Below are 24449 nucleotides of genomic sequence, written 5' to 3'. Positions count from 1 at the left end.
ACCGCGCGATTTTCCGGCCGCGTGCATTGGTGAGGTCCCGTTAAGGATGTCCGGCGGCAGCAGCGTGCACCTCAGGCACGAACGGCCCGTAATCACCGCAGCTACGTTCTGCTAACCATGCGCATTGGCGCAGCCGATTGCCGCACCACCGCTCCCTGCCGGGGAGCGGTGGTGCGCAGCATCTGATCGCCGCTATTTCTTCTCGAGTGCGGCGGTCTGCTTGGCGAGCTGCTTGTCGAAATCCTCCGACAGGCTGGCTGCGTAGGTCGCGAGTTCGCCCGGCTTGACGAACGGGTTCGGCGCGCCGTCCTTCATCTCTGCGCGCTTGGCCTGCATGCCATAGACTTCGGGGTGCGGTCCGAGCAGCACGTCGATCTTCATGGCCTTCACCTTGGCATAGGTCGCGCGATAGTCGTCGACGATGCCGGCATGCGTCGGCTGGCCGACGAGCCGGTTCAGGGCCACCGTGCCGCTACAGAAAAACAGCACCTCGCGATCCTGGCTACCGTCCTTGACGGTCATTTCCCAACTGGTGCAGCCCGGCGAGTGGCCGGGCGTGGCGTGCGCCGTCAGCGTGGTGTCGCCGAGCGTGACCTTGTCGCCTTCCTTCACGGCGCGATCGACCTTCACTGCGGGGAAGGCAAGATCCTCGTTCTTTTCGTCGCCGGGATAGTAGCCGCCTTCCAACAGTGGCTTGTCGCGCTCGCCCGCTATGAGCTGCGCGCCGGTCTCCTTCTTGATCTCGGCGAAGCCGCCGGTGTGGTCGAAATGCGCATGCGTGTTGAGGATGTATTTGATATCGGCGACCTTGAATCCGAGCTTTGTGATGTTGTCCTTGATCATGCCGGTCGACTCTGGAAGCGCCGTATCCATCAGGATCAGGCCCTGCGAGGTCTTGATGATGTAGACGGCGATGCCGTCCGTGCCGACATAATAGATGTTGCCGATGAGCTGGAACGGTTCGAACGGCGTGGTCCATTTCTTGGTGACCGCCGCCAGGAAGTCCTTGACGGTCTGCGCCTGCGCAGCCGTTCCGAACAGCATCAACGCGCACAGCGCGGCCGTGAATTTTCTCATTGTTTGCCTCCCCAATTGTTCTTGTCGTTTTGACCGGGCGCGACTTTCGCGCGGCGCAAGCTACGTCGTGCAAGGTCCGGCAGCAACGGCCTGATGCGCTCAAAGTTTTGCGGCATGCGCGGAATAACGGCCCCTGTCCGGTTTGAGCATGGCGGCTATCGCAGCAAAGCAGCCGGTGGGCGTTTGACCGCGCGCAGGCGGCCCGCCATACTTTGCGTCAAGGCGGGCCGGAAAGACTCGCCAGCACCGGGAGCTGAAATGACCAATTCATTGTCCGTCCTTGCGGGGACGCTGATTTCCGTCGTCTCCTTCACTTCAGTCGCGCTGTCGCAGCCGGCCTGCGTGACCCAGAACATGGCCGTTCCGCCCGGCGCCAACACGGCCGACAAGGCCGCGCCGTTCTTCATCGACACGACGGGCCTCGACTTCAAGACGGCGCCGCCGACGCGTGATCCCTCCAATCCGAACTATCCGCGCGCGACTGAGCTGCCTGATGGAACGTTGCCGCCGCTGGGTGCGGAAGGCAATTTCATCATCGGTCCCACCCACAATCCGGCGCCGGAGACCATTGCGAAGGAAGGCGTGCCGCGCGGGACGACGAAGTCCTTCACGCTATCGTCGAAGGACAGCACGATCTACAATCCCGGCCTGATCCGCGACGACGTCGCCGGCTGCACCAACTCCTCGATCATGACGACCGTGACTGCGCCGGACGACAAGTCGAACATGATCGTCACCACCAGCCATCCCGGCATCTGGTCCCGCACCATCGACGTCTACGTGCCTGCGCAATATGTAGCCGGCACCGAGGCGCCGTTCATCGTGGTCGGTGACGGCGGTTCGGCCGCCTACAAGGATCTCCCAGCCACGCTCGACAATCTGATCGCGCAGCGCCGCGTGCCGCCGATGATTGCGATCCAGATCGGCAATGGCGGTCAGGATGCGCAGGGCGCTCAGCGCGGGCGCGAATATGATGCCGTGTCAGGTATCTACGCGCAGTTCGTCGAGCGCGAGGTACTGCCGCTGGTCGAGCAGAATGCGGGCGTCAGGCTCACAAAAAATCCCGACGGGCGCGCGACCATGGGGCTGAGCTCGAGCGGCGCGGCAGCTTTCACCATGGCGTGGTTCTATCCCGATCTCTATCACCGCGTGCTGGCGTTCTCACCGACCATGGTCAACCAGCAATGGCCGCACGATCCGTCACTGCGCGGTGGCGCGTGGGAATATCACAGTGCCTGGACGGGGCCGGCCACGCCCAATCTCATTTCGAAGGCAGGCGTGCTGACACCGGCCGAGCCGCCCGGCGTGCCGCTGATCGTCGCCGCGCCGGTGAAGCCGATCCGCTTCTGGTTCTTCGGTGGCGACCAGGATCTGTTCTATCCGAACCCCACCATTCCCGACGGCATGCACGACTGGACCTTGTCGAATGCGCTAATGGCAAAGGTGCTGGCGGAGAAGGGCTACCACTACCAGTTCCTGTTCGTGCGCAACGCCAAGCATGTCGACCGTCCGACGATCGCGCAGACGCTGCCGTCGGCGCTGGAGTGGGTCTGGAAGGGGTATCCAATTCCGTGAGCGCAAGTGCAGGAGGCAACTAGCGCCCGATCGTCACACCGGCGGTTGAGCGCATGGCGTCCCGCAGGCTGGTCGCGTTCATGTCGTCGAGGACTTGCCGCGTCAGCACGGTGGTCTGGCCGGGTGTGTTGAGGATCGTCTCGCCGCGCGAGGATGAGAGCCGATCAGCCTTGTAGGGCGCGGCCGGATCGGTGGCGGGCGCCGTCGCGGGCGTATGGTGCGGCCGCTTCTTGGACGCCGCAATGGCGCCTTGCGAGACGCAGAGGGCGGCGATCACGACCAGTCGCAATGATATTGCGGACATGCGGTCTCCCACATCCAGGACATCAGCCTAGCATATGGGACGCGTTGCCGCAGACAAAAGGGTCAGGCGAGCGCGGCCTGGCGTTCCCGCACCGGTTCGCGCACCCGGTCGGGGTTGCGCGGCTCGGCGAGCCGGGTGAAGCTGCGTTGGCCCGCAGACGCGGGCGCCTCGACGATGACGCCTTCGCAGACGATCTGCCCGCCGAGCATCTTGAATTCGAGCTTGTCGTAACGCGGCATCGTCTCGCCGGGCTCGGGCGGCAGCAGCTCGATGCGTCCCTGGATGTTCAGCGTGGCATCGCCGGTGCCGTGAAGCCGCGGATTCCACATCCGGATCCCGGTCTCCGTCCAGCGCTGCCGGATCAGCGTGGCGCGATCGGCAGGTTCCACGATTTTTGCACGAACCTTGGGCGCGCTGGGGACCTTCGGAGCGGGAGATTCGATGACCGGCTCCGGCGCGATAGCCGCGACGACGCTCGGTGCGTCGGCGGAGGAATCCTCCACGGCGATCCCCGCGGCCGGGGCGGGATCGTTGGCGGGGACCGGCTCGATTTCTATCGCGACGCAGGAATCGTCCACAACGGCTGCTTCAACATCCAGGACGATGATGGAGGAGGGATCGTCGTCGACGACGAGAACGGGGGCATCAACCGGAGCGATTTCGATATCGACCGGTGCGGCCGGCATCTCCTCCGCGACGGCGGGCTCTTCGCTCGTCGAGAGTTCCGCAGACGGATCGTTGCTGACGGACTCCGTGGTATCGACAGGCTCGTTCTCGACCTCGACCGGCGCGACAGCAATCTCTTCCGCGACGACCGGCTCGATCTCTACCGGCGTCTCCCGGCATGGAGCTTCGCTGAAGCTGATATCGGTTGGCGCGGCCGATGGGCTCTCCGCGACGACAGAGATCGTGGCGTCATCCTCGGCGAGGGGAGTTGCGATCGCGGTGTCAGCGACGATTGCATCTGAATCGTCTGCCGCGCGCACAGCGTCGTCGATGCCGCCGCCGTGCGGCAGGGGCCGAAGCCGGGTGAACGCCCATTTCACCGCAGGAATGCGGCGCAGCAACGATATCAGTCTCGAAAGCACTGGGAGTTGTCCAAGAGGTACTCGGCGTGGGGCTATCGCTGATTCGCCAGCAATATGAAAAACTGCCCCGGCCGTCACACCGCTGTCAATCTAGGTGGGACCAATTGCAGAACATCCGCACACCATCGTGCGCGCGCCCAACGTCGGGCTTCCCAGCGTCGTCCTTCCTGGACTAATTTGAATCATTCGGGGAGTGAGGACAATACATGAAGAAGATCGCGGCCATTGCAGCGGTTCTGTTCTGGTCGACATGCGCATACGCGCAAGACCGCACCATCACCGTGGCCTCGACGACGTCGACGGAGCAGTCGGGCCTGTTCGGTTACCTCTTGCCGCTGTTCTCGAAGGCGGAAGGCATCGAGGTGAAGGTCGTTGCCGTCGGCACCGGCCAGGCGCTCGACATCGGACGGCGCGGCGATGCCGATGTGGTGTTCGTGCATGACAGGCCGGCCGAAGACAAGTTCATGTCCGAGGGGCAGGGCGTGAAACGCTTCGACGTCATGTACAACGACTTCATCATCGTTGGTCCCAAAGGCGATCCCGCCAAGATCGCCGGCGGCAAGGACGTCGCGGAGGCGCTGCGCAAGATCGCGGCGGCAAAAGCGCCGTTCATCTCGCGCGGCGACAAGTCCGGCACGCACGCGGCCGAGCTGAGATTGTGGAAGGAGGCGGGCATCGATATCGCTGCCGGCAAGGAGGGCTGGTATCGCGAGATCGGCCAGGGTATGGGACCTGCACTGAACATGGCCTCGTCGTCGAACGCCTACCTTCTGTCCGACCGCGGCACCTGGCTGTCGTTCAGGAACCGCGGTGAGCTCGCCATCCTGACCGAGGGCGACAAAAGGCTGTTCAACCAGTACGGCGTGATGCTGGTGAACCCGGCCACGCATCCAAATATAAAGGCGAAGGACGGGCAGGCCTTCATCGACTGGCTGGTCTCGCCGAAGGGTCAGGATGCGATCGCCGGCTACAAGGTCGGCGGCGAGCAGCTATTTTTCCCCAACGCGTCCCACTAGCAGGAAGGCGACGGTCGACACCGCGACGCTGAGCGCGAGCAGGATCAGCCCGAGCCCGAGCGCCAGCGGCAGGTCGCCCTTGCTGGTTTCAAGCGCGATTGCCGTCGTCATCGTGCGCGTAAAGCCGCGGATGTTGCCGCCGACGATGATGATGGCGCCGACCTCGGCGATGGCGCGCCCGAACGCGGCCAGAAAGGCCGTCAGCAGCGAGGTTCGTCCCAGCGCGAACAGCAGCGCCATGCTGCGCAGGGCCGACAATCCGTCGATCCGCGCGAGGTCGCCATACTCCGCCCACAGCAGGCTCGCCGGCCGGTGCACCAAAGCGACCACGATGGGCGTGGCGAGCAGCGTCTGAGCGATCACCATGGCCGTCGGCGTGAACAACAGGCCGGCCGCGCCGAGCGGACCAGATCGCGACAGCAGCAGATAAAGCGCAAGCCCGACCACGACCGGCGGAAGGCCGAGCAGCGCATTGGTCAGCACGATGACGACCTGCCGCCCCCGGAAGCGGGTGATCGCGAGCAGCACCCCGATTGGCGCACCGATCAGCAGCGCGACGATGCTTGCGGTCAGGCTGACACCAACCGACAGTGCCACGATGCCGAGCAGCTCGGCATCGGCCCCGCCGATCAGCGTGAAAGCGGCGCCGAAGGAGCGCGCAAAATCGTTCATCCAGGACGCTGCTGTGTCGGGCAGAACGCCTCGGGATAGTCGAGGTCGAGGCTATGCAATCGCTTCACGGACCGGTCTCTGGGGGCTCGTTTGACACGTACAGAATACCCGGAGCAACCGATTTGGAAATGCGTTTCATCCTTAAAAATGAGCGCCAATGCCGTGTTATACAGGCTCCCCGGACGTGATCTGCGCGGCCATTTGCTTTTCCATGGTCTCACCCCAAAGCCAGCGCGCCAGCAGAACTGCAAGAATGGCTCCGATGAATTGGGCGGCAATGAAGGCCGGGATGTCGCGCGGAGCGATGCCCGAGAACGTATTGGACAGAGAGCGGGCGAGGGTGACCGCGGGATTGGCGAACGATGTGGACGACGTGAACCAGTAAGCTGACGTAATGTAGAGGCCGACGGCGTAAGGAACGGCGGCAGGCGTCTGATGCCGGACACCAAGGATCGTCGACAGCAAGCCGAAGGTGGCGACGATCTCGGCGAGCCATTGTCCAGCTCCGGTACGTTCCGTGAGCGAAAGCTGGAGGACTGGAAGCTCGAACATCAAATGCGCGATCCCTGCACCTGCGATCGCGCCGGCGATCTGAGCAACAAGGTAGATCGCGGCATCCGTCCACGCGGTTTCGCCGCGCAGGGCGAATGCCAGCGTCACGGCCGGATTGAAATGCGCCCCCGATATCGGGGCAAGCATCAGGATCAGCACGACGAGAATAGCGCCGGTGGCGATCGTGTTGCACAGCAGCGCCAGCGCGATGTTTCCGCCGGAGAGCCTCTGCGCCATGATCCCCGACCCGACGACGGCAGCAAGCAGGAATGCTGTCCCCAGCCACTCCGCGAAGGCGCGCTGCGCAAGGCGCGGCATCAGGCGCCCCGACCCAGCCGCACGCGCTCGCCGTCCTCCTTGACGAATTCGCCCTGCTGCATCGGCAGCAGATCGAGCACGAGCTCGGAGGGGCGGCAGAGTTTGACGCCTTTCGGTGTGACCACGATCGGCCGGTTGATCAGGATCGGATAGGCCATCATCGTGTCGAGCAGCTGATCGTCGGTCAGATCAGGGTTGTCGAGTCCGAGCTCCGCGTAGGGCGCCGCCGTTTCACGCACCGCATCGCGCACCGAAATCCCCATGCGCGCGATCAACTGCTGCAGCAGCGCCCGCGACGGTGGCGTCTTCAGATATTCGATCACGTGTGGCTCGATGCCGGCATTCCGGATCATCGCAAGCGTGTTGCGCGACGTGCCGCAATCGGGATTGTGGTAGATGATCGTGTCCATAGTCCGGGTGCTCAGCAACAGGCCCGCGAGGCGGTTGTCGCCGCTTGCGGCGCGCAGCAGGCCGATTGGGTCTCTTGCTTATCGTGCGCGACACGCGCCCCGTTCTCGCCGCTGCCGTCGCCGTAGTCCGTGCTCTCGCCCGTGGTGTAAAAAGTTTCCCAGGCGATGCCGGCGGGATCGTCGATCCAGGATTTTTCCGACTTCGCATAGCAGCAGCTGGTCTGCCCTTGCTCGATGACATTGCCGCCGGCCTGGCGCAGCCGCGCATAAACCTGTTGCAGCTCCTCGCCGGTCTCGACCTGAATGCCGAGATGGTCGAGGCCGGCTGCGCGTCCGCGCGTCGAGATGGCAAAATTCACGCGCGGGTCTTCGAGCATCCATTTGGCATAGTCGAATTTCACGACCGAAGGCTCGCTCGCAAACAAGGCGGAATAGAACCCGATCGAGTGGGAGAGATCCTCGACGGACACGTGAACGTGCAGGCGCTTCATGGTCTGTCCTTTCAGGCTGGCACTTTGCTGCGCTTGCGCGCGGGTTTCGAGGGCGTCGCAGGAGCGCACGACGTTCCGCCACAGCAATTCTCGGTCAGGAAACCGACGAGCGCGTTCATCGTCTCGAACCGCGCGGCATAGATCATCGAGCGCCCCTCGCGCCGGACGGTGGCGAGCCCGGCCATCCGCAGCCGGTCGAAGTGGAACGTCAGCGTGTTGGGCGCGAGATCCAGCGCCTCCGCGACCGCGCCGGCGGCCATGCCCTCGGGGCCGGCCTGCACCAGCAGGCGGAAAACGTCGAGACGGTTGTCCTGGGCCAGCGCGGCGAGCGCCGTGACGGCTTCTATCTTTTCCATATTTCAACGATTATGGAAATATTAGCCCGCTGTCAATCGAGATTGGGGGCTCCCCCAATCTCGATATGACGGTCGCTCTTGGCCAGGTCAGCGCTTGACGCTCGCCGATGCCGCGACCGTTGGCGCCGCCTCGATGCTCTGCTGCCAGTAGCGTTCGATCTGGTCGACCAGGGCGGCCGGCAGCGGCACGTAGTTGAGCGTTTCGGCCTGCGGCTTTCCGCTCTCCAGCGACCAGCGCACGAAGTCGATGGCGGCGGCCGATCGTTCCTGAGATTTCGGCGTCTTCGGCATCAGCACGAAGGTCGTGGCCGTGATCGGGTAGGCGTCTTCGCCGGGTGCATTGGTGAGCACGAGATGAAAATCCTTCTCGGCCTTCCAGTCCGCGCTCGCGGCCGCTGCCTGGAACGAGGCGGCATCGGGGACGACGAAATTGCCGGCGCTGTTCTGCACCACGCCAAACGAGATTCGATCCAGCCGTTGCAGCGCGTAGGTGTATTCGAGATAGCCGATCGAGCCGGGAACGAGACTGACGAGCGAGGCGACGCCATCATTGCCCTTGCCGCCGAGACCAAGCGGCCACTCGACCGAGGTGCCTTCGCCGACGCTCGTCTTCCATTGCGGGCTGACCTTCGCGAGGTAGTTCGACCAGTTGAATGTCGTGCCGGAGCCGTCGATGCGGTGAACCACGGTGATGGGCGTGTTCGGCAGCTTGATGTCGGGGTTGATCGCGCGAATGGCCGGATCGTTCCAGGATTTCAGCTTGCCGAGATAGATGTCGGCGAGCATGGGCCCGGTGAAGCGAATTTGGCCGGGCCTGACGCCGTCGATATTGACCACGGGCACGACGCCACCGATCACGATCGGGAATTGCATCATGCCGAGCCTGTCCAGCTCCTTGGGATCGAGCGGCATGTCGCTTGCGCCGAAGTCGACCGCTTCCTTCTTGATCAGGCCGACGCCGATGCTCGAGCCGACGGCTTGGTAGCTGACGACGTTTCCGGTCTTCGTCTTGTAGGCGTCGATCCATTTCGCCATCACGGGCGAAACGAAGGTTGAGCCGGCTCCTTTGGTCTCGGCCGCCAGGCTTGGCGTGGCGACGAGCAGAGCGGTGAGGATGATTGGGAGCGCAATATGTTTGTTCATGTGCACGACGCTAACAGCTGGGGCATGAAGCCGATGTGGTCTATGTCACAATAGCCTCGCGAAGCATTCGCACTGGCCATTGCGCATCAATTTGACCACGCCGTGACGAGTACGGCATCGTCTGTTTGGTGGAGATCGAGGGGCCGAAGGCACCCGTATCAGCCGCTCTTCCGTCGCCAGGCAGCGGGGCAGGAGCAGGCGCATATTCGGGGGGAAGCCGCCTGCCAAGCCGCCGAATCGTCCCGTTTCGCGACCGAATGGCGGCTTTATTCCCGCCTTGGATGCTTTATGGAAGGAGCAGGATCAGGTCGCACCGACCCTTGGGCGGTGCTAGACCCTGATGCAGGAACAATGGGGCGGGGCCGGTATGGCACGCCCGCAAGGATGAAGGATACGAGGCAATGATCCAGACCGTTGGCATCATCGGGGCAGGGACCATGGGGAACGGCATCGCGCAGATCTGTGCGGCGGCCGGGCTTTCGGTCGTGATGGTCGACATCTCCGATGCGGCCGTGAGCCGCGGTGTCGCCACCGTTGGCGGCAGCCTCGAGCGTCTGGTCAAGAAAGAGAAGATGTCGGCGGCCGATCGCGATGCTACGCTCAAGCGCATCACCGGCACGACCGACCGCGCGAAGCTCGTCGACTGCGACCTCGTCATCGAGGCCGCCACCGAGAACGAGGAGCTGAAGGTCAGGATCCTGAAGGATCTCTGCGCGACGCTGTCGCCGCGCACACTGCTCGCGACCAACACCTCGTCGATCTCGATCACCAAGCTTGCCGCTGCAACCGATCGCCCCGATCGTTTCATCGGCATGCACTTCTTCAACCCGGTGCCGGTGATGGCGCTGCTCGAGCTCATTCGCGGCTTGCAGACCTCCGACGACACCCATGCCAAGGCACTCGATTTCGCCCAGCGCATCGGCAAGGTGGCGATCACCGCCAAGAACAGTCCGGGCTTCGCCGTCAACCGTATCCTCTGCCCGATGATCAACGAGGCGATCTTCGCGCTCCAGGAAGGCATCGCGACGGCGGAAGAGATCGATGCCGGCATGAAGCTCGGCTGCAACCATCCGATCGGGCCGCTGGCGCTGGCCGACCTCGTCGGCCTCGACACCATGCTGTCGGTGATGGAGGTCTTCTACAAGGGCTTCAACGACCCTAAATACCGTCCGGCCCCCTTGCTCAGGGAAATGGTCGATGCCGGCCACCTTGGCCGCAAAACCGGGCAGGGATTTTACGCTTACGGCGCCTGATCATGGCGTTGGCGGCGGATGCTCAGCTTCCGCCGCTCGATCCCGCAATTTGCGCTGCGACAAAGACGCCGCGCGCAATTGGCCCGACAATGTCGAACGGGCGGCCCCCGCGGGAACAATTGAACGGAAAACGAAGGATATGTCGGATCGACTGAAGGCCGAGCGGGAAGCTGCGGTCGCGCGGCGGAACCTGCTGACCGAGGATGCCATCGCGCGCACCGGGATCACCGAAGAGATGATCGGGGAACTCGTCACGCGCTTCTATGGACGCGTGCGCGAGGACGCGCTGCTCGGTCCGGTGTTCGCGGTCGTGCAGAATTGGGACGAGCATCTCGCCAAGCTCACGGATTTCTGGTCGTCGGTCGTCCTGATGAGCGGCCGCTATCACGGCTCACCGATGCGCGCACATGTGCCGCTGAGCCTCGTGGGCGATCATTTCGACCGCTGGCTTGATTTGTTCGAGCAGACCGCGCGCGAAGTCTGTCCGCCGGCGGCGGCCGCGCTCTTCATCGACAAGGCGCGTCGCATCGCCGACAGTTTTGAGATGGCATCGGCGACTGTTGCAGGCCGGATCGCTTCACCGCGTCACGTGCTCAGGTCGTGACATACAAGATGCCTGCTTACAAAATGCCTGTCTGAGAAACGTGCAAGCTCCTCGCGTGATAGCGCGTTGCACCAATTCCAGCATCATCGGTCTGATCTGCAAAATCATCATGCCGTTCGCGCGGTTCGACGTAGATTTCGCGAAAACGCGCTTGAATGCGTTCATTCCCGTTCAATCAAAGCGAGCAAAGACATATTGATGCGCTGCGGCGCCAATTCTCCGCCTTGTTTTCGGCAGAGTTCCAGCGCCTGCTAGCGGCATGTCGCGCGCACCCTTCAATATCAATTCATCCTTATCGTCCGAGAGTATTGCGGCGCCTGAAGTTGACGCGGGCATGGAGCAGACGCGGCGAACGCTGCTGCTCGGTGCGCTCGCCACCACGGCCTGTCTCGGTTGTTCCACACAGGCGCGCGCCGGCGAGGATCCGCCCGGTTCCGACGAGCGACCGCAGAAGGGCGATCTGCTCGTCTTCTCCGAAGGCGAGCAGGAAGGAAAGCTCATCACGTCTGCGGATATCCCGAGCGGTGGACCGCCGGTGCATGCCTGGCCGAAAGATCCCAAGACATCGGTTGTGCGCAGCGCCTCGCGGCTCAACGAGATCCTGATCATCCGCCTCGACCCCGCCGAGCTCGACGAACAAACCAAAGCTCGCGCCGTTGATGGCATCCTCGCTTATTCGGCGATCTGCTCGCATGCCGGCTGTCCGGTCACCGCCTGGGTGAAGAGCGATGTCGGCGACAAGGAGGTGTTCAAGTGCATGTGCCACAACTCCGAATACGATCCCCGCGCGGGCGCGCAGGTCGTGTTCGGGCCGGCGCCGCGGCGGCTCGCTGCGCTGCCGCTTGTGCTCGCTGACACCTCGCTCAGCGTCGCCGGCAACTTCATTGGAAAGGTAGGTGGCGTGCAGCCGGGATGATGGACGGTGCGGGATGTGCCCGCGTCACGAGAGGCCGCATCCGCCGAGGGGCGGACGACGGGACGAACGACAAGAATTCACAACAAGAATTCAAACGGATGAAAAAGGGGAACGTCCATGAAAACGTCCAAGAAGACGTCCATGACCAGGAAGCAATGGTACCTGTCCGGCTTCGTCGCCTTCACCTGTCTTGCCGCGACCGCAGCGATCGCCGGCCCGATCGAGAACTACGCGCCCGTCACCCAGCAACGCCTGGAGAATCCGGAACCCGGCAACTGGATGCTCTACCGGCGCACCTATGACGGGCAGGGCTATAGCCCGCTCGACCAGATTACCGCTGCCAACGTCAAGAATCTCACGCCGGTCTGGACCTTCGCCACCGGCGTCGTCGAGGGCCACGAGGCTCCGCCGATCGTCAACAACGGCGTGATGTTCGTAGCGACCCCGATGGGGCAGGTGATCGCGATCAACGCGAAAACCGGCGATGAATACTGGCGCTACAAGCGGCAGCTCCCGGACGATCTATTCCAGTTGCATCCGACCAGCCGCGGCGTCGGCCTCTGGGAGGACAAGCTCTATCTCGCCACCACCGACGATCATGTCGTCGCGCTCGACGCCAAAACCGGCAAGGTGGTGTGGGACACCAAGGTGCAAGACTACAAGAAGGGTCAGTACATGACCCTGATGCCGCTGATCGTCGAGGGCAAGGTCATCGTCGGCGGTTCGGGCGGCGAGTTCGGCGTACGTGGCTATGTCGCTGCCTATGACGCCAAGGACGGCAAGGAGCTATGGCGGACCTACACCATTCCCGGCGAAGGCGAGCCCGGCCATGACACCTGGCAGGGTGACGACTGGAAGAACGGCGGCGGCTCGGCCTGGATGACCGGCAATTACGACAAGGACACCAAGACCGTCTATTGGGGCGTCGGCAATGCCGCACCATGGCCTGGCGAGATGCATCCCGGCGACAATCTCTACACCTCATCGGTGCTCGCGCTTGATCCCAGCAACGGCAAGATCAAGACCTATCACCAGTACCACCAGAACGATTCCTGGGATTGGGACGAGGTCGAGGCGCCGATGCTGATCGACCTGCAGCGCGACGGGCGCAGCATCAAGAGCCTGGTCCATCCCGGGCGCGACGCGATCTTCTGGGTGCTCGAGCGCACGCCGACCAAGATCAACTACGTCGCCGGCTGGCCGTTCGTTGCCACCGACGTCTGGAAGGGCATCGATGCCGAGAGCGGCAGGCCGATCGTCGATCCCGATCACAAGCCGGTCGTCGGCAAGCGCGTCGAGTTCTGTCCGTCGCTGTGGGGCGGCAAGGACTGGCCGTCGGCGGCCTACAGCCAGAAGACCGGCCTCGTCTATGTGCCCGCCAACGAAAACTTCTGCGGCGGATTCACCGGCGAGAAGGTTCCGCTCAAGCCCGGCGAGCTCTGGCTCGGCACCAAGCCGGAAGACATCGGCCTGAAGACGAAGCCCGGCGCGGATCATTTCGGCGAGCTCCAGGCCTGGGATCCCGCCACCGGCAAGAAGGTGTGGCAGCACAACTTCCCGAAATCGCAGCTGTTCGGCTCGGTGACGGCGACTGCGGGCGACCTCATCTTCGCCGGCGGCACCAACGACCGCAACTTCCGCGCCTTCGACGCCAAGAACGGCGAGCTGTTGTGGGAGCAGAAGACCAACTCCGGCATCATGGGCATGCCGGTGTCCTATGAGGTCGACGGCACCCAGTACATCGCGATCCAGTCGGGCTGGGGCGTGGATGCGCAACGCATCCAGGATGCTCTCGTCACCAACAATATCGGCATCGAGGCCAACGTGCCGCAGGGCGGCGTCGTCTGGGTGTTCGCGCTGAAGAAATAAGCTCCGCGGGCGGATCGAAAGTAGCGGAGCGAGAGGGGGCAAATGCGGCGGACGGCAACGTCCGCCGCATTTTGCGCGCCTCTTGCCTTCTCCCCCTGTGGGAGAAGGTGGCGCGAAGCGCCGGATGAGGGGTTCTATCCGCAAACAACAATGCGAGAGTCTCGTGGAGACAGACCCTCACCCAAGCGAGTTCGTGTCATGCAGCGGTGCTGCCCTCTCCCACAAGGGGAGAGGGCACATCAATGCGCAAACGCCAAGGCACTACTTTCCTTCGCGCTCGACCTTGTCCTTTTCCTTCTGGTTCATCTCACGAATCTTGGGATCGGGATTGTGCTGCCCTGTCGTCTGGCTGGTGGAGGGGGGAGGGGCGTTGGCATTGGGCAGGGAGTTCTGATCCGGCGTGCTGGGGCGCGTCGCGGTGGTCGGCGGTGTCGTGCTGCTCTGGGCGAACGCGCAGGTGGTCGTCAAAAGAAAGGCGCCCGACAGCGAACCTGCGAGCGCCTTTGAAATATGGGTCATCGATCTGCTCCTGTCAGATCGATGCAAACGGCGCGAGGCCGTCTTCTGTTCCGCGCTACGCCTCCAATTGCTTGCCGAGCGGCAGGTTGCGGATGCGTTTTCCTGTCGCAGCAAAGATCGCATTCATCAGCGCCGGCGCGAACGGCGGAACGCCGGGCTCGCCGACACCGCTCGGCGGCGTGTCGGGTGCGGGGGGCACGATGTAGACGTTTGTGATCCCAGGCGATTCATCCATCCTGATGACCTGGAAGTCGTCAAAGTTCTTCTGCTCCACCTTGCCGTCCTTGAAGGTAACCGCGCCATATTTGGCGAGGCTCAGCCCCATGATCGCCGCGCCCTCGATCTGCGAGGCGATGCGTTCGGGGTTGACATAGGTGCCGCAGTCGATGGCGGTGTCGACCCGCGGCACCGTCAGCTTGCCCTTGTCGTCGACGGCGACCTCGACGATGGTCGCGATGTAGCTGACGAAGCTGCGGTGCACGGCGATGCCGAGACCGTGGCCTTTGGCGACCGTCCGGCCCCATTCGCCCTTCTCGGCGACCAGCTCGACCACCTTGCGCAGGCGCGCGGTATCGATTGGGTAGCTGTCGAAGGGCTCGCCGTAGTTCCACATGTCCTTCACGGCGGGCTTGACGATCCGCGGGCTGCCGATCAGCGCGAGCAGCGTCTCCTTCTGGTCGCGGCCGGTCGCAGCTGCGATCTCGCCGACCATGGACTGCACTGCGAAGGCGCGAGGGATGTTCGAGACCGAACGGAACCAGCCGATGCGGGTGAATGCCGCAGCTTCCGGGTTCTCGCAGGAGATGTTGGCGATCTCGAACGGCATGTCGACGAGGCCCATGCCGAGCTCGAACGGTGCCGCATGCTTTGCGCCGGCGGCGAAGGTTGAGGCGATCGTCGGTGCCACGCTACGGTGGCGCCAGGCGATCACCTTGCCGCTCTTGTCGAGCCCCGCCTCGATGCGTTCCACCGAGACGGTGTGCAGGAAGTCGTGGTGGAGGTCGTCCTCCCGCGTCCATTGCACCTTGACGGGCGCGCCGAGCTCCTTCGACAGCAGCGCGGCCTCGAGCGCAAAATCGCATTTCGACTTGCGGCCAAAGCCACCGCCGAGCAGCGTCACGTTGACGGTGACATTGCCCTCGGGAATGCCGAGCGTCTTGGCGACGTCCTCGCGGGTGCCGCCGGGGCTCTGCACCGGCGCCCAGATTTCCGCCTTGTCGCCCTTGACGTCGGCGACCGCCACCGGCGGCTCCATGCTGACATGGGCAAGGTGCGGCAGGTAGTATTCGCCGACGATGACCTTGTCGGCAGTCTTGAGCGCGGCGTCCGCATCGCCCTCCTGACGCACGACGAGGCCCGGCTTGCGCGAGGCTTCCTCGAGCTCCTTGCGATAGGCGACGGAGTCGTATTTGCCGTTGGCGCCGTCGTCCCAGGTCAGCTTCAGCGCGTCGCGGCCCTTGATCGCCGCGCCGGTGTTGCGCGCGATCACCGCGACGCCGCCGAGCGGCTGGAATTTCGACGGCCACGGCCAGCCGCGCACCTGCATCACCTTCTCGACGCCGGGAATCTTCAGTGCCGCGTCCGGGTCGAACTTGACCAGCTTGCCGCCGGTCACAGGCGGCCGCGCGATCACAGCGTACTTCATGCCGGGCAGACGCACATCGGCGCCGTAACGCGCCTTGCCGGTGGTGATGTCGTGGAGATCGACGATGCTGACCTGGCCCTTGGTCAGATAGCGGAAGTCCTTGGGGTCCTTCAGCTTGAGGCCTTCAACGCTCGGCACCGATTCCTTGGCGGCATCGGCCGCGAGCTCGCCGAAGCCGAGCTTGCGTCCGCTGGCGCTGTGAACGACCTCGTGATTGACGGCCTTCACTTCAGTCGCCGGTACGCCCCAGCGCTTGGCTGCGGCCTGCTCCAGCATGGCGCGGGCGGAGGCGCCGATCTGGCGCATCGGGATCAGATAATGTCGCGTGCTGCGCGAGCCGTCGGTGTCCTGATTGCCGAACTTGACCTCGTCGCCATGGGCCTGTTGCACCTTGACCCTGGACCAATCGGCTTCCATTTCCTCGGCGACGATCAGCGGCAGGCTGGTGCGCACGCCGGTGCCCATCTCGGCGCGGTGGGCGAGGATGGTGACGGTGCCGTCGGGCGCGACCGCGACGAACACGCGCGGATCGACCACGACGCCATGCGGCATCTTGCCGGCGCCGGTCTCATAGGCAAACGCCTGGCGCGACATCACGGGTGCGGCGAGCACGAATCCGCCGGTCACGCCGAGCCCCTTCAGGATGCTGCGGCGCGAGACCTTCTCGACTCGGATGCTCTTTTCGAAGCCACGAAGCTTTGCAGGCTTGTCGATGAAATTCATGTCACACTCCCGTCGATGCGAGATGGACTGCGTTCTCGATGCGCTGGTAGCAGCCGCAGCGGCAGATGTTGCCGGCCATCGCCTCGCGGATCTGGTCGTGTGACGGCTTTGGATTCTCCATCAGCAGCGCTGCGGCCTGCATGATCTGGCCGGCCTGGCAGAAGCCGCATTGGGGGACGTTGACCTGGCGCCAGGCCTTCTGCACCGGGTGATCGCCGTTCGGATGCAGTCCCTCGATGGTGGTGACCTCGCGGCCGGCGACGTCGTTGATCGACGTGATGCAGGAGCGCACCGCTTCCTTGTCGACGATGACGGTGCAGGCGCCGCACAGGGCCTGGCCGCAACCGAACTTGGTGCCGGTGAGCCCGGCCTCGTCACGCAGGAACCAGAGTAGCGGGAGATCCGGGTCGCCGTCCCAGCTCTGTTCCTGGCCGTTGATCTTCACCTTGATCATGATCGTCCCTCGCTCTTCATAAGCATCTGGATTCAAGTTCGCCGACAGGGTCGGCGGTGGCTCGTGCGTCGTTCCGCCACGTCCTGCCGTCATCCCGCGCGGGCAGATCCCGGTGGGAGACAGGAACGCCAATGGCGATGTCTGGATGTGCTCGATACCTCCCCGTGTTGTTCTTGCTTGATTGAACTTCGCGCGGCATCGTGACGGCGCGATGCTAGCAGAGATCGCAGCGGTTCGACGTTCACAGCCGAGTGTTCTCGACGGGAAAACATTGCAACCAAGGTTTGTCAAAAGCAGGGCGCGGCATCAAAGCCGCGCCTGCGAACTGGCATAACGAAAAAAGCTTCGTCCGGCAGAATGACTGCGCGGACGAAGCAGGATGCCTCAGTCGAGGGAGGGAGAAACGCAGAAGCGCGGACTTCGAACGGGAAGTGAGCGGCACTGCGCAGTCATTCAGAGACCAGGACTGAGGAGCCAATGGCCCTCGTACGCGGAAGTGCGGAGACGCGGCGGCGCCGCGATCATCTGGGGCCGGACCCGTCCGGCTCGCTGGCGATGGTTGGGCCAGCGAGCGGACGGGGCACGGCGAACGTCTGGCGGCCTTGTCAGGCAGCCTTGATCAGGCGGCTTTGGCTTTCGCCACATGGGTCGCGATCGCGTCCATCAGCGCCGGCGACAGGCAGTCATAGGGCTCGAGCCCGATTTCCTTCAGTCGCGACCGGATGCCGGCCATCTGCTCCGGCTTGACACCGGACTCGATCACCGAGGAGACGAAGGCGGCGAATTGCGGCGCCTGCGAGCCCTGCTCCTGGAACAGCTCAGGATGGATGAAGTCGAGGCCATAGAACGGATGGTTCTTGTTCTCGATGCGGCCGTACATGTGCGTGCCGCAGGCCTTGCAGGCGTGGCGCTGGATCACCGCCGACGCGTCGACGATCTGGAGCTTGTCGCCGTTCTCGAGCACGGTGACGTTCTGGCGCGGCACCACCGCGACGACCGAGAAGTTCGCGCCCTGCGGCTTCCAGCACTTGGTGCAGCCGCAGGCGTGGTTGTGGGCGACGTCGCCCTTGATGCCGACCTTCACCTGATGGTCGTTGCATTTGCAGGCGAGCGTACCGCCGGCAAAATGGCCAGTGCCTTGTTTGAGGCCGTTGTCGATCGAGGGATGGAGTGCAGTCATGGGTCGATCCTCCTTGGGGGTGACGCTTTCGAACTAGAACACGACGACTGAACGGATGGATTTGCCCTCGTGCATGAGGTCAAATCCCTTGTTGATCTCTTCGAGCTTGAGCACGTGGGTGATCATCGGATCGATCTGGATCTTTCCGTTCATGTACCAGTCGACGATCTTGGGCACGTCGGTACGGCCGCGCGCGCCGCCGAAGGCCGTGCCGCGCCAGTTACGGCCGGTGACGAGCTGGAACGGGCGGGTGGCGATCTCCTTGCCGGATTCGGCAACGCCGATGATGATCGAGGTGCCCCAGCCGCGATGGCAGGCTTCCAGCGCCTGGCGCATCACGGTGGTGTTGCCGGTGCAGTCGAAGGTGTAGTCGGCGCCGCCGTCGGTCAGGTTGACCAGATGCGGGACGATGTCGCCGGTGATCTTCTTGGGGTTGACGAAGTCTGTCATGCCGAACCGGCGGCCCCAATCCTCCTTGGAGTCGTTGATGTCGACACCGATGATCTTGTCGGCGCCGGCCATCTTGGCGCCCTGAATCACGTTGAGGCCGATACCGCCGAGGCCGAACACGACCACGTTGGAGCCCGGCTCGACCTTGGCAGTGTTGACGACCGCGCCGACGCCCGTGGTGACGCCGCAGCCGATGTAGCAGCTCTTGTCGAACGGCGCGTCCTCGCGGATCTTGGCGACCGCGATCTCCGGCAGCACGGTGAAGTTCGAGAAGGTCGAGCAGCCCATGTAGTGGTAGACCGGCTTGCCCTTGTAGGAGAAGCGGCTGGTGCCGTCGGGCATGACGCCCTTGCCCTGCGTCGCGCGGATCGCGGTGCAGAGATTGGTCTTCTGGCTGAGGCAGCTTTTGCACTGCCGGCATTCCGGCGTGTAGAGCGGGATGACGTGGTCGCCCGGCTTCACCGAGCTCACGCCAGGGCCGATCTCACGGATGATGCCGGCGCCCTCATGGCCCAGGACCGACGGGAAGATTCCCTCGCTGTCGAAGCCGTCGAGCGTGTAGGCATCGGTATGGCAGATGCCCGTCGCCTTGATCTCGACCAGGACTTCGCCGGCCTTCGGTCCTTCCAGATCGAGCTCGACGATCTCGAGTGGCTTCTTGGCTTCGAAAGCGACGGCGGCACGTGTCTTCATCGGTAACTCCTCAAATTCTCATAGGACGCCCAGAACTGAGTCTCAGCAGTCCTCGTAACGTTCATTTATGGCCCATGCAGGCGTCTTCCGCCTTGGTGTAGACCTCATTCTTCTCGTCCTTCTTGGCGGGACGCTGCCGGCCCCACGCTTCGTCGGAGCGGGCACGGAGATAGACGTAGAGGTCGTCCATGTAGCAGGCGACGTTCGGGTTGTCGCCGAAGGCCGGCATCACGTTCTCCTGCGCAGTCGAGATGTTCTTGCGACCAGAGGCGACCACGCCGAGGAAGTCGCCATAGCTCATGCTCTTGACCGAGTCCTTCAGCGCCGGTGCGTAGGTCGATCCCATGCCGTCCGGGCCATGGCAGACGTGGCACTCGGAGTGATAGCGGCGATAACCGGAGTAGGTGAACCAGTCCACGGTGCCGTCGGCCGAAATCTTGTAGGTCGGGTTACCTTCCTTATCGAGCCATTTGCCGTCGTCTTCCTTCTTGACGGCGGTCGGGTCGCCCGGACCTTCCGCAACGGCAATTCCCCCCGAGGCAACGAAGATCATCGCAGCAATGACAGAGCAGATTTTACGCAAGAGTTTGTCCTCGTAGGCATCAGGTGGAGACGAGCCGGCGCGTGGAGTTGATCCACGCGCCGGAGCGACACTGAGGTGAGGCTAGTTCGCCGGCAGCGAGAACACGGTCAGCGTACCGCCGAGTGCCGTGTAGTTGCTGAGCGCTGCGTAGCCACCGACTGCGCCGAGACCGGCGGTCGGATCGGTCAGGCCTGCGGCGAGACCGATGCCGGCCCAGCCACCGACGCCCGAGAGCACTGCGATGTACTGCTTGCCGCCGTTCTCATAGGTCGTGACGTTGCCGATGATGCCGGAGGGAGTCTTGAACTTGTAGAGCTCCTTGCCGGTCTTGGCGTCGACTGCCTTCAGGTAGCCTTCGAGCGTGCCGTAGAACACCACGTTGCCGGCCGTTGCGAGCGCACCCGACCAGACCGAGAACTGCTCCTTGTTCGACCAGACGATCTTGCCGGTCTTGCCGTCCCAGGCGATGAAATTGCCCATGTGGCTTTCACCCGCCGGCGGATACATCGAGAGCGTCGCACCCACATAGGGCTGGCCCGCGGTGTAGCTCACCTTGAACGGCTCGTAGTCCATGCAGACGTGGTTGGTCGGAACGTAGAACAGCTGCGTGTCCGGCGAGTAGGCTGCCGGCTGCTCGTCCTTGGTGCCGAGCGCGGCCGGGCAGATGCCCTTCACGTTGTGGTCTTCACCGGCCTTGTCGGTCGAAGCTGCGTCGAGCACCTTCGGACGGCCATAGGTCGGGGAGTTCTTGTCCATGTCGACGCCGGAGGTCCAGTTCACCTTCGGATCGTACTTTTCGGCGACCAGCAATTCGCCGGTGGCGCGATCGAGCGTATAGCCGAGGCCGTTACGATCGAAATGGGTCAGCAGCTTGCGCGGCTGGCCGTTGATCGACTGGTCCGAGAGGATCATCTCGTTGACGCCGTCATAGTCCCACTCGTCATGGGGCGTCATCTGATAGACCCATTTGGCAACGCCGGTGTCCGGGTTACGCGCCCAGATCGTCATCGACCATTTGTTGTCGCCGGGACGCTGCTTCGGATTCCAGGTCGAGGGATTGCCCGACCCGTAATAGACGAGATTCAGCTCGGGATCGTAGGAGATCCAGCCCCAGGTGGCGCCGCCGCCGATCTTCCACTGATCGCCTTGCCAGGTCTTGAGGCTCGAATCCTTGCCGACCGGCTTGCCGAGTGCGGTGGTCTTGTCGTCGACCAGGATCTGGTCATCCGGCCCTTCCGAGAACCCGCGCCAGGCCACCTTGCCGGTCTTGATGTCGTAGGCGGTCATATGGGCTTGAACGCCGAACTCGCCGCCGGAGATGCCGACCAGCACCTTGTCCTTGACGACCATCGGCGCCGAAGTGCCGGTCTCGCCCTTGCTGGGATCGCCATTCTTGGCGGTCCATGCAACCTGACCGGTCTTGGCGTCGAGCGCGACGAGGGTCGTGTCGGCCTGATGCAGGAAGATCTTGCCGTCACCGAAAGACAGGCCGCGGTTAACCGTGTCGCAGCACATCACCGGGATGACGTTCGGATCCTGCTTCGGCTCGTACTTCCACACGATCTTGTTCTCGTTCGAAAGGTCAATGGCGTAGACCTTGTTCGGGAACGGCGTGTGGACGTACATCATGTTGCCGATGATCAGCGGGCCGCCTTCGTGGCCGCGCAGCACGCCGGTCGAGAAGGTCCAGGCGACCTGAAGCTTGCCCACGTTTTGTGCGTTGATCTGATTCAGCTTGGAGTAGCGGGTATTGGCGTAGTCGCCGGTCGGCATCACCCAGTCTTTCGGGTTCTGCGCCATCTTGTTCAGCTCGTCATTGGCTGAAGCACCTCCGACGGCAAGAGCCGCCGCGGAGCCAAGAAAGGTCGCCAGTAGTACCTTGCGCATAGTCATTCCTCCGTTGGTATCGTTTATTGTTTCCGAAGCATTGCTCAATCACCGGGCTTCTCGTCCGGCGTCTGCTCGTGCAGGGCGGTCGCGATTGGGACCAGAAACGATGCTGTGGTGGTTCCTCCTCCGGATGAGAGCTACGGGTCCACGTGCAGGAGCGGCCCGTTCTTGTTGTTCCTGCCGCAATCCCTAACGACTTCGCCATCGGGAAACTTGCCCAAGAGAGAAGCTGCTTTGCTTGACAGCGCACGGACGTGAAGATTTTGATTTTGCAGTAGCGAATTCAGCGGCTTCGCACTGCTTCGCAGCCGCGTTCAACGCTCAGGTTCCCCTTGACGGCGCTGCAACTAAGGCGGAGGATTAACTTTCAAGGGTGGCAATGAAACGATGGCGCTCGTTTCAAAAGACCGCTCAAATTCGAGGTAAACGTCACGCAATCACGGCTGAGGGCTCCGGCAGCGCTGGTCGCGATTCGCATCGAATCTCCGGATCAAACCAGTGGCTGGATTAATGTCCGACACAATACACACGCTCTCGACGACGGGTATGACGCCGAAGCGGCAGATCCAGAGCTGGATCGACGGGCTGACGAGCCTGTGTGGGCATTTTGACGTCGATCCGCTGGAGGCGTCCTCCCTCGAAGGCCGCATCGACTACACCAGCGTTTCGCGCCTGAAGCTCTGTCAGATCGAGGTCAGCCAGCATCGCATCGCGCACACGCTGGCGCGTGCCAAAGCCAATGAGCACCCGTACATCAAGATTCACTTCCAGACCTATGGCGTGTCCTATTTCGAGCAGGAAGGCCGTCACATCGAGATCAATCCCGGCGACATCATCGCCTATGACGTCTCCTGCCCGCATTCGATCATCAGCCCTGCCTTCACGCGCCACGACGTGGTGATCGTGCCGAAGGCACTGCTGCGCGACCGCGGGTTCCCGTCGCAGCGGATGCCGGCCTGCAAGCTGTCGGCGAAGACGGGCACCGGCCGCATCGCCCATGATTTCGTCCATGCGACCTTCGACGAGGCGGCCAAGCTGTCGGCGAACAGCGCGGTCGGCGTTGCCGATTCGCTGATCGATCTGTTGCTGCTGCCGCTGCGCGAAGCCGACACGATGTTCGACCGTGTCGGACCCGAAGCGATGTATGTGCGCGCGCAGTTCTTCATCCGCGAGCATCTGCGCGATCCGGATCTGTGCATCGACCAGATCTCCGCCGAGCTCGGCTGCTCCAAGCGCTACCTTCACATGCTCTTCAGCGAGCGCGGCACCACGGTCAGCGATTACATCTGGCAGGCCCGCTTGCAGAACTGCCGCCAGGAGCTCGAGGCCCACGCCGGCAAGACCATCACCGACGTCGCGTTCTCCTGGGGCTTCTCCAGCTCATCGCATTTCAGCCGGGTATTCCGCAAATACTTCGGCGTGGTGCCGTCCTCGATTCACAAGGCGCAGCAGGGTGCTGCGGCTGCGGGCGAGCATTAGTCAGGCGAGTCGTCGCAATCGCGAAGTCCCTCACGGCTTTGTTCGGATGCCGGGCCGCGATGCGGCAGCCGCCGCCCTACGCCATGCCTCAGGCCGGCTCGAGGCCGAGCGACTGTGCGCTCTCGATCCAGATCGGCAGTTCGCGCTGGTACAGCGCATTGGTCTCCTTGAAGCCGATCGCGGGTTCGAGCACGAAGGTTGCGAGAACCTCCTTCACCTTCGGATCGCTGTTGGCAGCGACGCAGAGTTCGGCCAGGCGGTCGACCACCGGCTGCGGCGTTGCCTTCGGCACGGCCCAGCCGGTAAAACCGCTCACGGTGAAAAGTTTTGACGTCGCGCCCTGCTCGGGCAGGGTCTTGACGGTGGGGATCGCATCGACCTTCTTCGAATGCACCGCGAACACATTGCCTCGGTCGCTTTGCAGGACCGATTGCGCCGCCGTGTAGCTGCCCATCGCCGCATCGAGCGTGCCCTCCAGCATGCCCGTCCACATCGGCGCTTCTCCGCGATAGTGGATCGGCTCGATGTTGAGACCGTATTGCTTGTTGAGCTCGTGGATCGTCATGTGCGGCGACGAGCCCGCGCTGTAGGTGCCGAAATTCACCTTGCCGCTCTTGCGCGCGAAGGCGACGAAATCCGCCAGCGTCTTGACGCCGGTTTTCGGGTTCGCCACCAGCAGCAGGCCGGCGCCCGGAATGACGCTGACGAGCGTCAGGTCCTTGTCCATGTCGTAGCCGGGAGTCTTCATCACCACCCGGTTCATGATGTAGGTGGTCGAGATCGAGCACAGCATGGTGTGGCCGTCGGGCTCGGCGCGGGCGACCTCCGCCGTGCCGATCGCGCCGGAGGCGCCGGGCTTGTTCTCGACGACGACGGTCTTGCCGACCTGCTTGGAGATGAATTCGCCATAGGCGCGCGCGAGCAGGTCGGTCTGTCCGCCGGCGGGATAGCTGCAGATCATGCGGATCTGCCGCGACGGCCAAGTACCTTGAGATGCAGCTTGCGCCGGTGCGCTGGGTGCGACGAACGGCATTGCGAGTGCGCTGGTACCGGCGGCAATGAAGTGGCGGCGATCGAATTTTACGGACATGATTCCCTCCTGATTTTAGCCGAACCTACTGCATCACGTCGTCTCTGCCATGGCCGGCAGACGAGACAGATTGGCGCATTCGGGCGACGGCGCGGTGCT

24 protein-coding genes are annotated in these 24449 nt (G+C 63.4%); 7 read left to right on the top strand and 17 right to left on the bottom strand.

What is annotated here, in order from left to right:
- Positions 1 to 192: 192 nt before the first annotated feature.
- Positions 193 to 1077, bottom strand: a complete 885-nt coding sequence (gene blaBJP, locus IVB29_RS24110; RefSeq protein ID WP_247505888.1) for a BJP family subclass B3 metallo-beta-lactamase — start codon at positions 1075 to 1077, stop codon at positions 193 to 195.
- A 258-nt stretch (positions 1078 to 1335) separates the two neighbouring features.
- On the opposite strand from blaBJP, the gene IVB29_RS24105 reads away from it, so the two are divergent.
- A complete protein-coding gene (locus tag IVB29_RS24105; protein ID WP_247505887.1) occupies positions 1336 to 2652 on the top strand; it encodes an alpha/beta hydrolase-fold protein in 1317 nt (438 codons plus the stop codon).
- Between the two features lie 19 nt (positions 2653 to 2671).
- On the opposite strand, the gene IVB29_RS24100 is transcribed toward IVB29_RS24105, so the two are convergent.
- Both IVB29_RS24100 and IVB29_RS24095 read right to left on the bottom strand, forming a co-directional pair.
- Positions 2672 to 2956 carry a TonB-dependent receptor plug domain-containing protein gene (locus IVB29_RS24100; protein WP_247505886.1) on the bottom strand — a complete coding sequence of 95 codons (285 nt, stop codon included), beginning with the start codon at positions 2954 to 2956 and terminating at the stop codon, positions 2672 to 2674.
- A gap of 62 nt (positions 2957 to 3018) precedes the next feature.
- Positions 3019 to 4023 (bottom strand): hypothetical protein, encoded by a 1005-nt coding sequence (locus tag IVB29_RS24095; RefSeq protein WP_247505942.1) that lies wholly within the window; start codon positions 4021 to 4023, stop codon positions 3019 to 3021.
- 227 nt (positions 4024 to 4250) lie between these two features.
- Between IVB29_RS24095 and IVB29_RS24090 the strand changes: the two genes are divergently transcribed.
- On the top strand, positions 4251 to 5060 hold the full coding sequence (locus IVB29_RS24090) for a substrate-binding domain-containing protein (protein ID WP_247505885.1): 810 nt from the start codon (positions 4251 to 4253) through the stop codon (positions 5058 to 5060).
- On the opposite strand, the gene IVB29_RS24085 is transcribed toward IVB29_RS24090, so the two are convergent.
- From IVB29_RS24085 to pstS, 6 genes are all read right to left on the bottom strand, one after another.
- On the bottom strand, positions 5034 to 5732 hold the full coding sequence (locus IVB29_RS24085) for an ABC transporter permease (RefSeq protein WP_247505884.1): 699 nt from the start codon (positions 5730 to 5732) through the stop codon (positions 5034 to 5036). The genes IVB29_RS24090 and IVB29_RS24085 overlap by 27 nt on opposite strands.
- A 165-nt stretch (positions 5733 to 5897) precedes the next feature.
- Positions 5898 to 6602, bottom strand: a complete 705-nt coding sequence (locus IVB29_RS24080) for an MIP/aquaporin family protein (protein WP_247505883.1) — start codon at positions 6600 to 6602, stop codon at positions 5898 to 5900.
- The gene (arsC, locus tag IVB29_RS24075; RefSeq protein ID WP_247505882.1) at positions 6602 to 7012 is read right to left on the bottom strand and encodes an arsenate reductase (glutaredoxin); all 411 of its coding nucleotides are present in this window, start codon (positions 7010 to 7012) and stop codon (positions 6602 to 6604) included. The genes IVB29_RS24080 and arsC overlap by 1 nt, the downstream gene beginning before the upstream one ends.
- 11 nt (positions 7013 to 7023) lie before the next feature.
- Positions 7024 to 7503 carry an ArsI/CadI family heavy metal resistance metalloenzyme gene (locus tag IVB29_RS24070; RefSeq protein ID WP_247505881.1) on the bottom strand — a complete coding sequence of 160 codons (480 nt, stop codon included), beginning with the start codon at positions 7501 to 7503 and terminating at the stop codon, positions 7024 to 7026.
- Positions 7504 to 7514: 11 nt separating this feature from the next.
- Positions 7515 to 7859, bottom strand: a complete 345-nt coding sequence (locus IVB29_RS24065) for a metalloregulator ArsR/SmtB family transcription factor (protein WP_247505880.1) — start codon at positions 7857 to 7859, stop codon at positions 7515 to 7517.
- Positions 7860 to 7946: 87 nt separating this feature from the next.
- Positions 7947 to 9002: a phosphate ABC transporter substrate-binding protein PstS gene (gene pstS / locus IVB29_RS24060; protein ID WP_247505879.1), complete on the bottom strand. Its 1056-nt coding sequence runs from the start codon at positions 9000 to 9002 to the stop codon at positions 7947 to 7949.
- Positions 9003 to 9403: 401 nt separating this feature from the next.
- Between pstS and IVB29_RS24055 the strand changes: the two genes are divergently transcribed.
- The 4 genes from IVB29_RS24055 to IVB29_RS24040 all read left to right on the top strand — a co-directional run bounded on the left by IVB29_RS24055 (position 9404) and on the right by IVB29_RS24040 (position 13644).
- Positions 9404 to 10255 (top strand): 3-hydroxybutyryl-CoA dehydrogenase, encoded by an 852-nt coding sequence (locus IVB29_RS24055; RefSeq protein WP_247505878.1) that lies wholly within the window; start codon positions 9404 to 9406, stop codon positions 10253 to 10255.
- A gap of 139 nt (positions 10256 to 10394) precedes the next feature.
- Positions 10395 to 10859: a group III truncated hemoglobin gene (locus IVB29_RS24050; protein WP_247505877.1), complete on the top strand. Its 465-nt coding sequence runs from the start codon at positions 10395 to 10397 to the stop codon at positions 10857 to 10859.
- Between the two features lie 259 nt (positions 10860 to 11118).
- Entirely contained in the window at positions 11119 to 11775 is a 657-nt protein-coding gene (locus IVB29_RS24045) for a Rieske (2Fe-2S) protein (RefSeq protein WP_247505876.1), read from the top strand.
- A 141-nt stretch (positions 11776 to 11916) separates the two neighbouring features.
- A complete protein-coding gene (locus tag IVB29_RS24040) occupies positions 11917 to 13644 on the top strand; it encodes a methanol/ethanol family PQQ-dependent dehydrogenase (RefSeq protein ID WP_247505941.1) in 1728 nt (575 codons plus the stop codon).
- Between the two features lie 261 nt (positions 13645 to 13905).
- Here IVB29_RS24040 and IVB29_RS24035 read toward each other — a convergent pair whose 3' ends face one another.
- The 7 genes from IVB29_RS24035 to xoxF5 form a co-directional block, all read right to left on the bottom strand.
- Positions 13906 to 14163 (bottom strand): hypothetical protein, encoded by a 258-nt coding sequence (locus IVB29_RS24035; protein ID WP_247505875.1) that lies wholly within the window; start codon positions 14161 to 14163, stop codon positions 13906 to 13908.
- A gap of 55 nt (positions 14164 to 14218) precedes the next feature.
- On the bottom strand, positions 14219 to 16531 hold the full coding sequence (locus IVB29_RS24030) for a molybdopterin cofactor-binding domain-containing protein (RefSeq protein ID WP_247505874.1): 2313 nt from the start codon (positions 16529 to 16531) through the stop codon (positions 14219 to 14221).
- Position 16532: 1 nt separating this feature from the next.
- Positions 16533 to 16985, bottom strand: a complete 453-nt coding sequence (locus IVB29_RS24025; protein ID WP_014493612.1) for a (2Fe-2S)-binding protein — start codon at positions 16983 to 16985, stop codon at positions 16533 to 16535.
- Between the two features lie 619 nt (positions 16986 to 17604).
- Complete coding sequence (gene gfa, locus IVB29_RS24020) at positions 17605 to 18165, bottom strand: S-(hydroxymethyl)glutathione synthase (protein ID WP_247505873.1); 561 nt, start codon at positions 18163 to 18165, stop codon at positions 17605 to 17607.
- Between the two features lie 33 nt (positions 18166 to 18198).
- On the bottom strand, positions 18199 to 19308 hold the full coding sequence (locus tag IVB29_RS24015) for an S-(hydroxymethyl)glutathione dehydrogenase/class III alcohol dehydrogenase (protein WP_247505872.1): 1110 nt from the start codon (positions 19306 to 19308) through the stop codon (positions 18199 to 18201).
- 61 nt (positions 19309 to 19369) lie between these two features.
- On the bottom strand, positions 19370 to 19861 hold the full coding sequence (locus tag IVB29_RS24010) for a c-type cytochrome, methanol metabolism-related (RefSeq protein WP_247505940.1): 492 nt from the start codon (positions 19859 to 19861) through the stop codon (positions 19370 to 19372).
- 111 nt (positions 19862 to 19972) lie between these two features.
- Positions 19973 to 21778 (bottom strand): lanthanide-dependent methanol dehydrogenase XoxF5, encoded by a 1806-nt coding sequence (xoxF5, locus tag IVB29_RS24005; RefSeq protein ID WP_247505871.1) that lies wholly within the window; start codon positions 21776 to 21778, stop codon positions 19973 to 19975.
- A 513-nt stretch (positions 21779 to 22291) separates the two neighbouring features.
- On the opposite strand from xoxF5, the gene IVB29_RS24000 reads away from it, so the two are divergent.
- Positions 22292 to 23260, top strand: coding sequence for a helix-turn-helix domain-containing protein (locus tag IVB29_RS24000; RefSeq protein WP_129274704.1), 969 nt, complete (start codon positions 22292 to 22294; stop codon positions 23258 to 23260).
- A gap of 88 nt (positions 23261 to 23348) precedes the next feature.
- Here IVB29_RS24000 and IVB29_RS23995 read toward each other — a convergent pair whose 3' ends face one another.
- Positions 23349 to 24350: a tripartite tricarboxylate transporter substrate binding protein gene (locus IVB29_RS23995; protein ID WP_247505870.1), complete on the bottom strand. Its 1002-nt coding sequence runs from the start codon at positions 24348 to 24350 to the stop codon at positions 23349 to 23351.
- Between the last annotated feature and the right edge of the window lie 99 nt (positions 24351 to 24449).

It is taken from the genome of Bradyrhizobium sp. 1, assembly GCF_023073315.1.
Classification (GTDB): Bacteria; Pseudomonadota; Alphaproteobacteria; order Rhizobiales; family Xanthobacteraceae; genus Bradyrhizobium.
This window is presented reverse-complemented; position numbering and strand designations above follow the sequence as displayed.

Excerpts from the sequence above, each read along its gene's own strand:
- gfa (WP_247505873.1), bottom strand. The coding sequence starts at position 18,165 with ATGACTGCACTCCATCCCTCGATCGACAACGGCCTCAAACAAGGCACT.
- IVB29_RS24015 (WP_247505872.1), bottom strand. The coding sequence starts at position 19,308 with ATGAAGACACGTGCCGCCGTCGCTTTCGAAGCCAAGAAGCCACTCGAG.
- IVB29_RS24085 (WP_247505884.1), bottom strand. The coding sequence starts at position 5,732 with ATGAACGATTTTGCGCGCTCCTTCGGCGCCGCTTTCACGCTGATCGGC.
- IVB29_RS24000 (WP_129274704.1), top strand. The coding sequence starts at position 22,292 with ATGTCCGACACAATACACACGCTCTCGACGACGGGTATGACGCCGAAG.
- IVB29_RS24080 (WP_247505883.1), bottom strand. The coding sequence starts at position 6,602 with ATGCCGCGCCTTGCGCAGCGCGCCTTCGCGGAGTGGCTGGGGACAGCA.
- IVB29_RS24050 (WP_247505877.1), top strand. The coding sequence starts at position 10,395 with ATGTCGGATCGACTGAAGGCCGAGCGGGAAGCTGCGGTCGCGCGGCGG.
- IVB29_RS24010 (WP_247505940.1), bottom strand. The coding sequence starts at position 19,861 with ATGATCTTCGTTGCCTCGGGGGGAATTGCCGTTGCGGAAGGTCCGGGC.
- IVB29_RS24105 (WP_247505887.1), top strand. The coding sequence starts at position 1,336 with ATGACCAATTCATTGTCCGTCCTTGCGGGGACGCTGATTTCCGTCGTC.
- IVB29_RS24070 (WP_247505881.1), bottom strand. The coding sequence starts at position 7,503 with ATGAAGCGCCTGCACGTTCACGTGTCCGTCGAGGATCTCTCCCACTCG.
- IVB29_RS24035 (WP_247505875.1), bottom strand. The coding sequence starts at position 14,163 with ATGACCCATATTTCAAAGGCGCTCGCAGGTTCGCTGTCGGGCGCCTTT.
- pstS (WP_247505879.1), bottom strand. The coding sequence starts at position 9,002 with ATGAACAAACATATTGCGCTCCCAATCATCCTCACCGCTCTGCTCGTC.
- IVB29_RS24040 (WP_247505941.1), top strand. The coding sequence starts at position 11,917 with ATGACCAGGAAGCAATGGTACCTGTCCGGCTTCGTCGCCTTCACCTGT.
- IVB29_RS24065 (WP_247505880.1), bottom strand. The coding sequence starts at position 7,859 with ATGGAAAAGATAGAAGCCGTCACGGCGCTCGCCGCGCTGGCCCAGGAC.
- IVB29_RS24090 (WP_247505885.1), top strand. The coding sequence starts at position 4,251 with ATGAAGAAGATCGCGGCCATTGCAGCGGTTCTGTTCTGGTCGACATGC.
- IVB29_RS24100 (WP_247505886.1), bottom strand. The coding sequence starts at position 2,956 with ATGTCCGCAATATCATTGCGACTGGTCGTGATCGCCGCCCTCTGCGTC.
- IVB29_RS24045 (WP_247505876.1), top strand. The coding sequence starts at position 11,119 with ATGTCGCGCGCACCCTTCAATATCAATTCATCCTTATCGTCCGAGAGT.
- xoxF5 (WP_247505871.1), bottom strand. The coding sequence starts at position 21,778 with ATGCGCAAGGTACTACTGGCGACCTTTCTTGGCTCCGCGGCGGCTCTT.
- blaBJP (WP_247505888.1), bottom strand. The coding sequence starts at position 1,077 with ATGAGAAAATTCACGGCCGCGCTGTGCGCGTTGATGCTGTTCGGAACG.
- IVB29_RS24055 (WP_247505878.1), top strand. The coding sequence starts at position 9,404 with ATGATCCAGACCGTTGGCATCATCGGGGCAGGGACCATGGGGAACGGC.
- arsC (WP_247505882.1), bottom strand. The coding sequence starts at position 7,012 with ATGGACACGATCATCTACCACAATCCCGATTGCGGCACGTCGCGCAAC.
- IVB29_RS24030 (WP_247505874.1), bottom strand. The coding sequence starts at position 16,531 with ATGAATTTCATCGACAAGCCTGCAAAGCTTCGTGGCTTCGAAAAGAGC.
- IVB29_RS23995 (WP_247505870.1), bottom strand. The coding sequence starts at position 24,350 with ATGTCCGTAAAATTCGATCGCCGCCACTTCATTGCCGCCGGTACCAGC.
- IVB29_RS24025 (WP_014493612.1), bottom strand. The coding sequence starts at position 16,985 with ATGATCAAGGTGAAGATCAACGGCCAGGAACAGAGCTGGGACGGCGAC.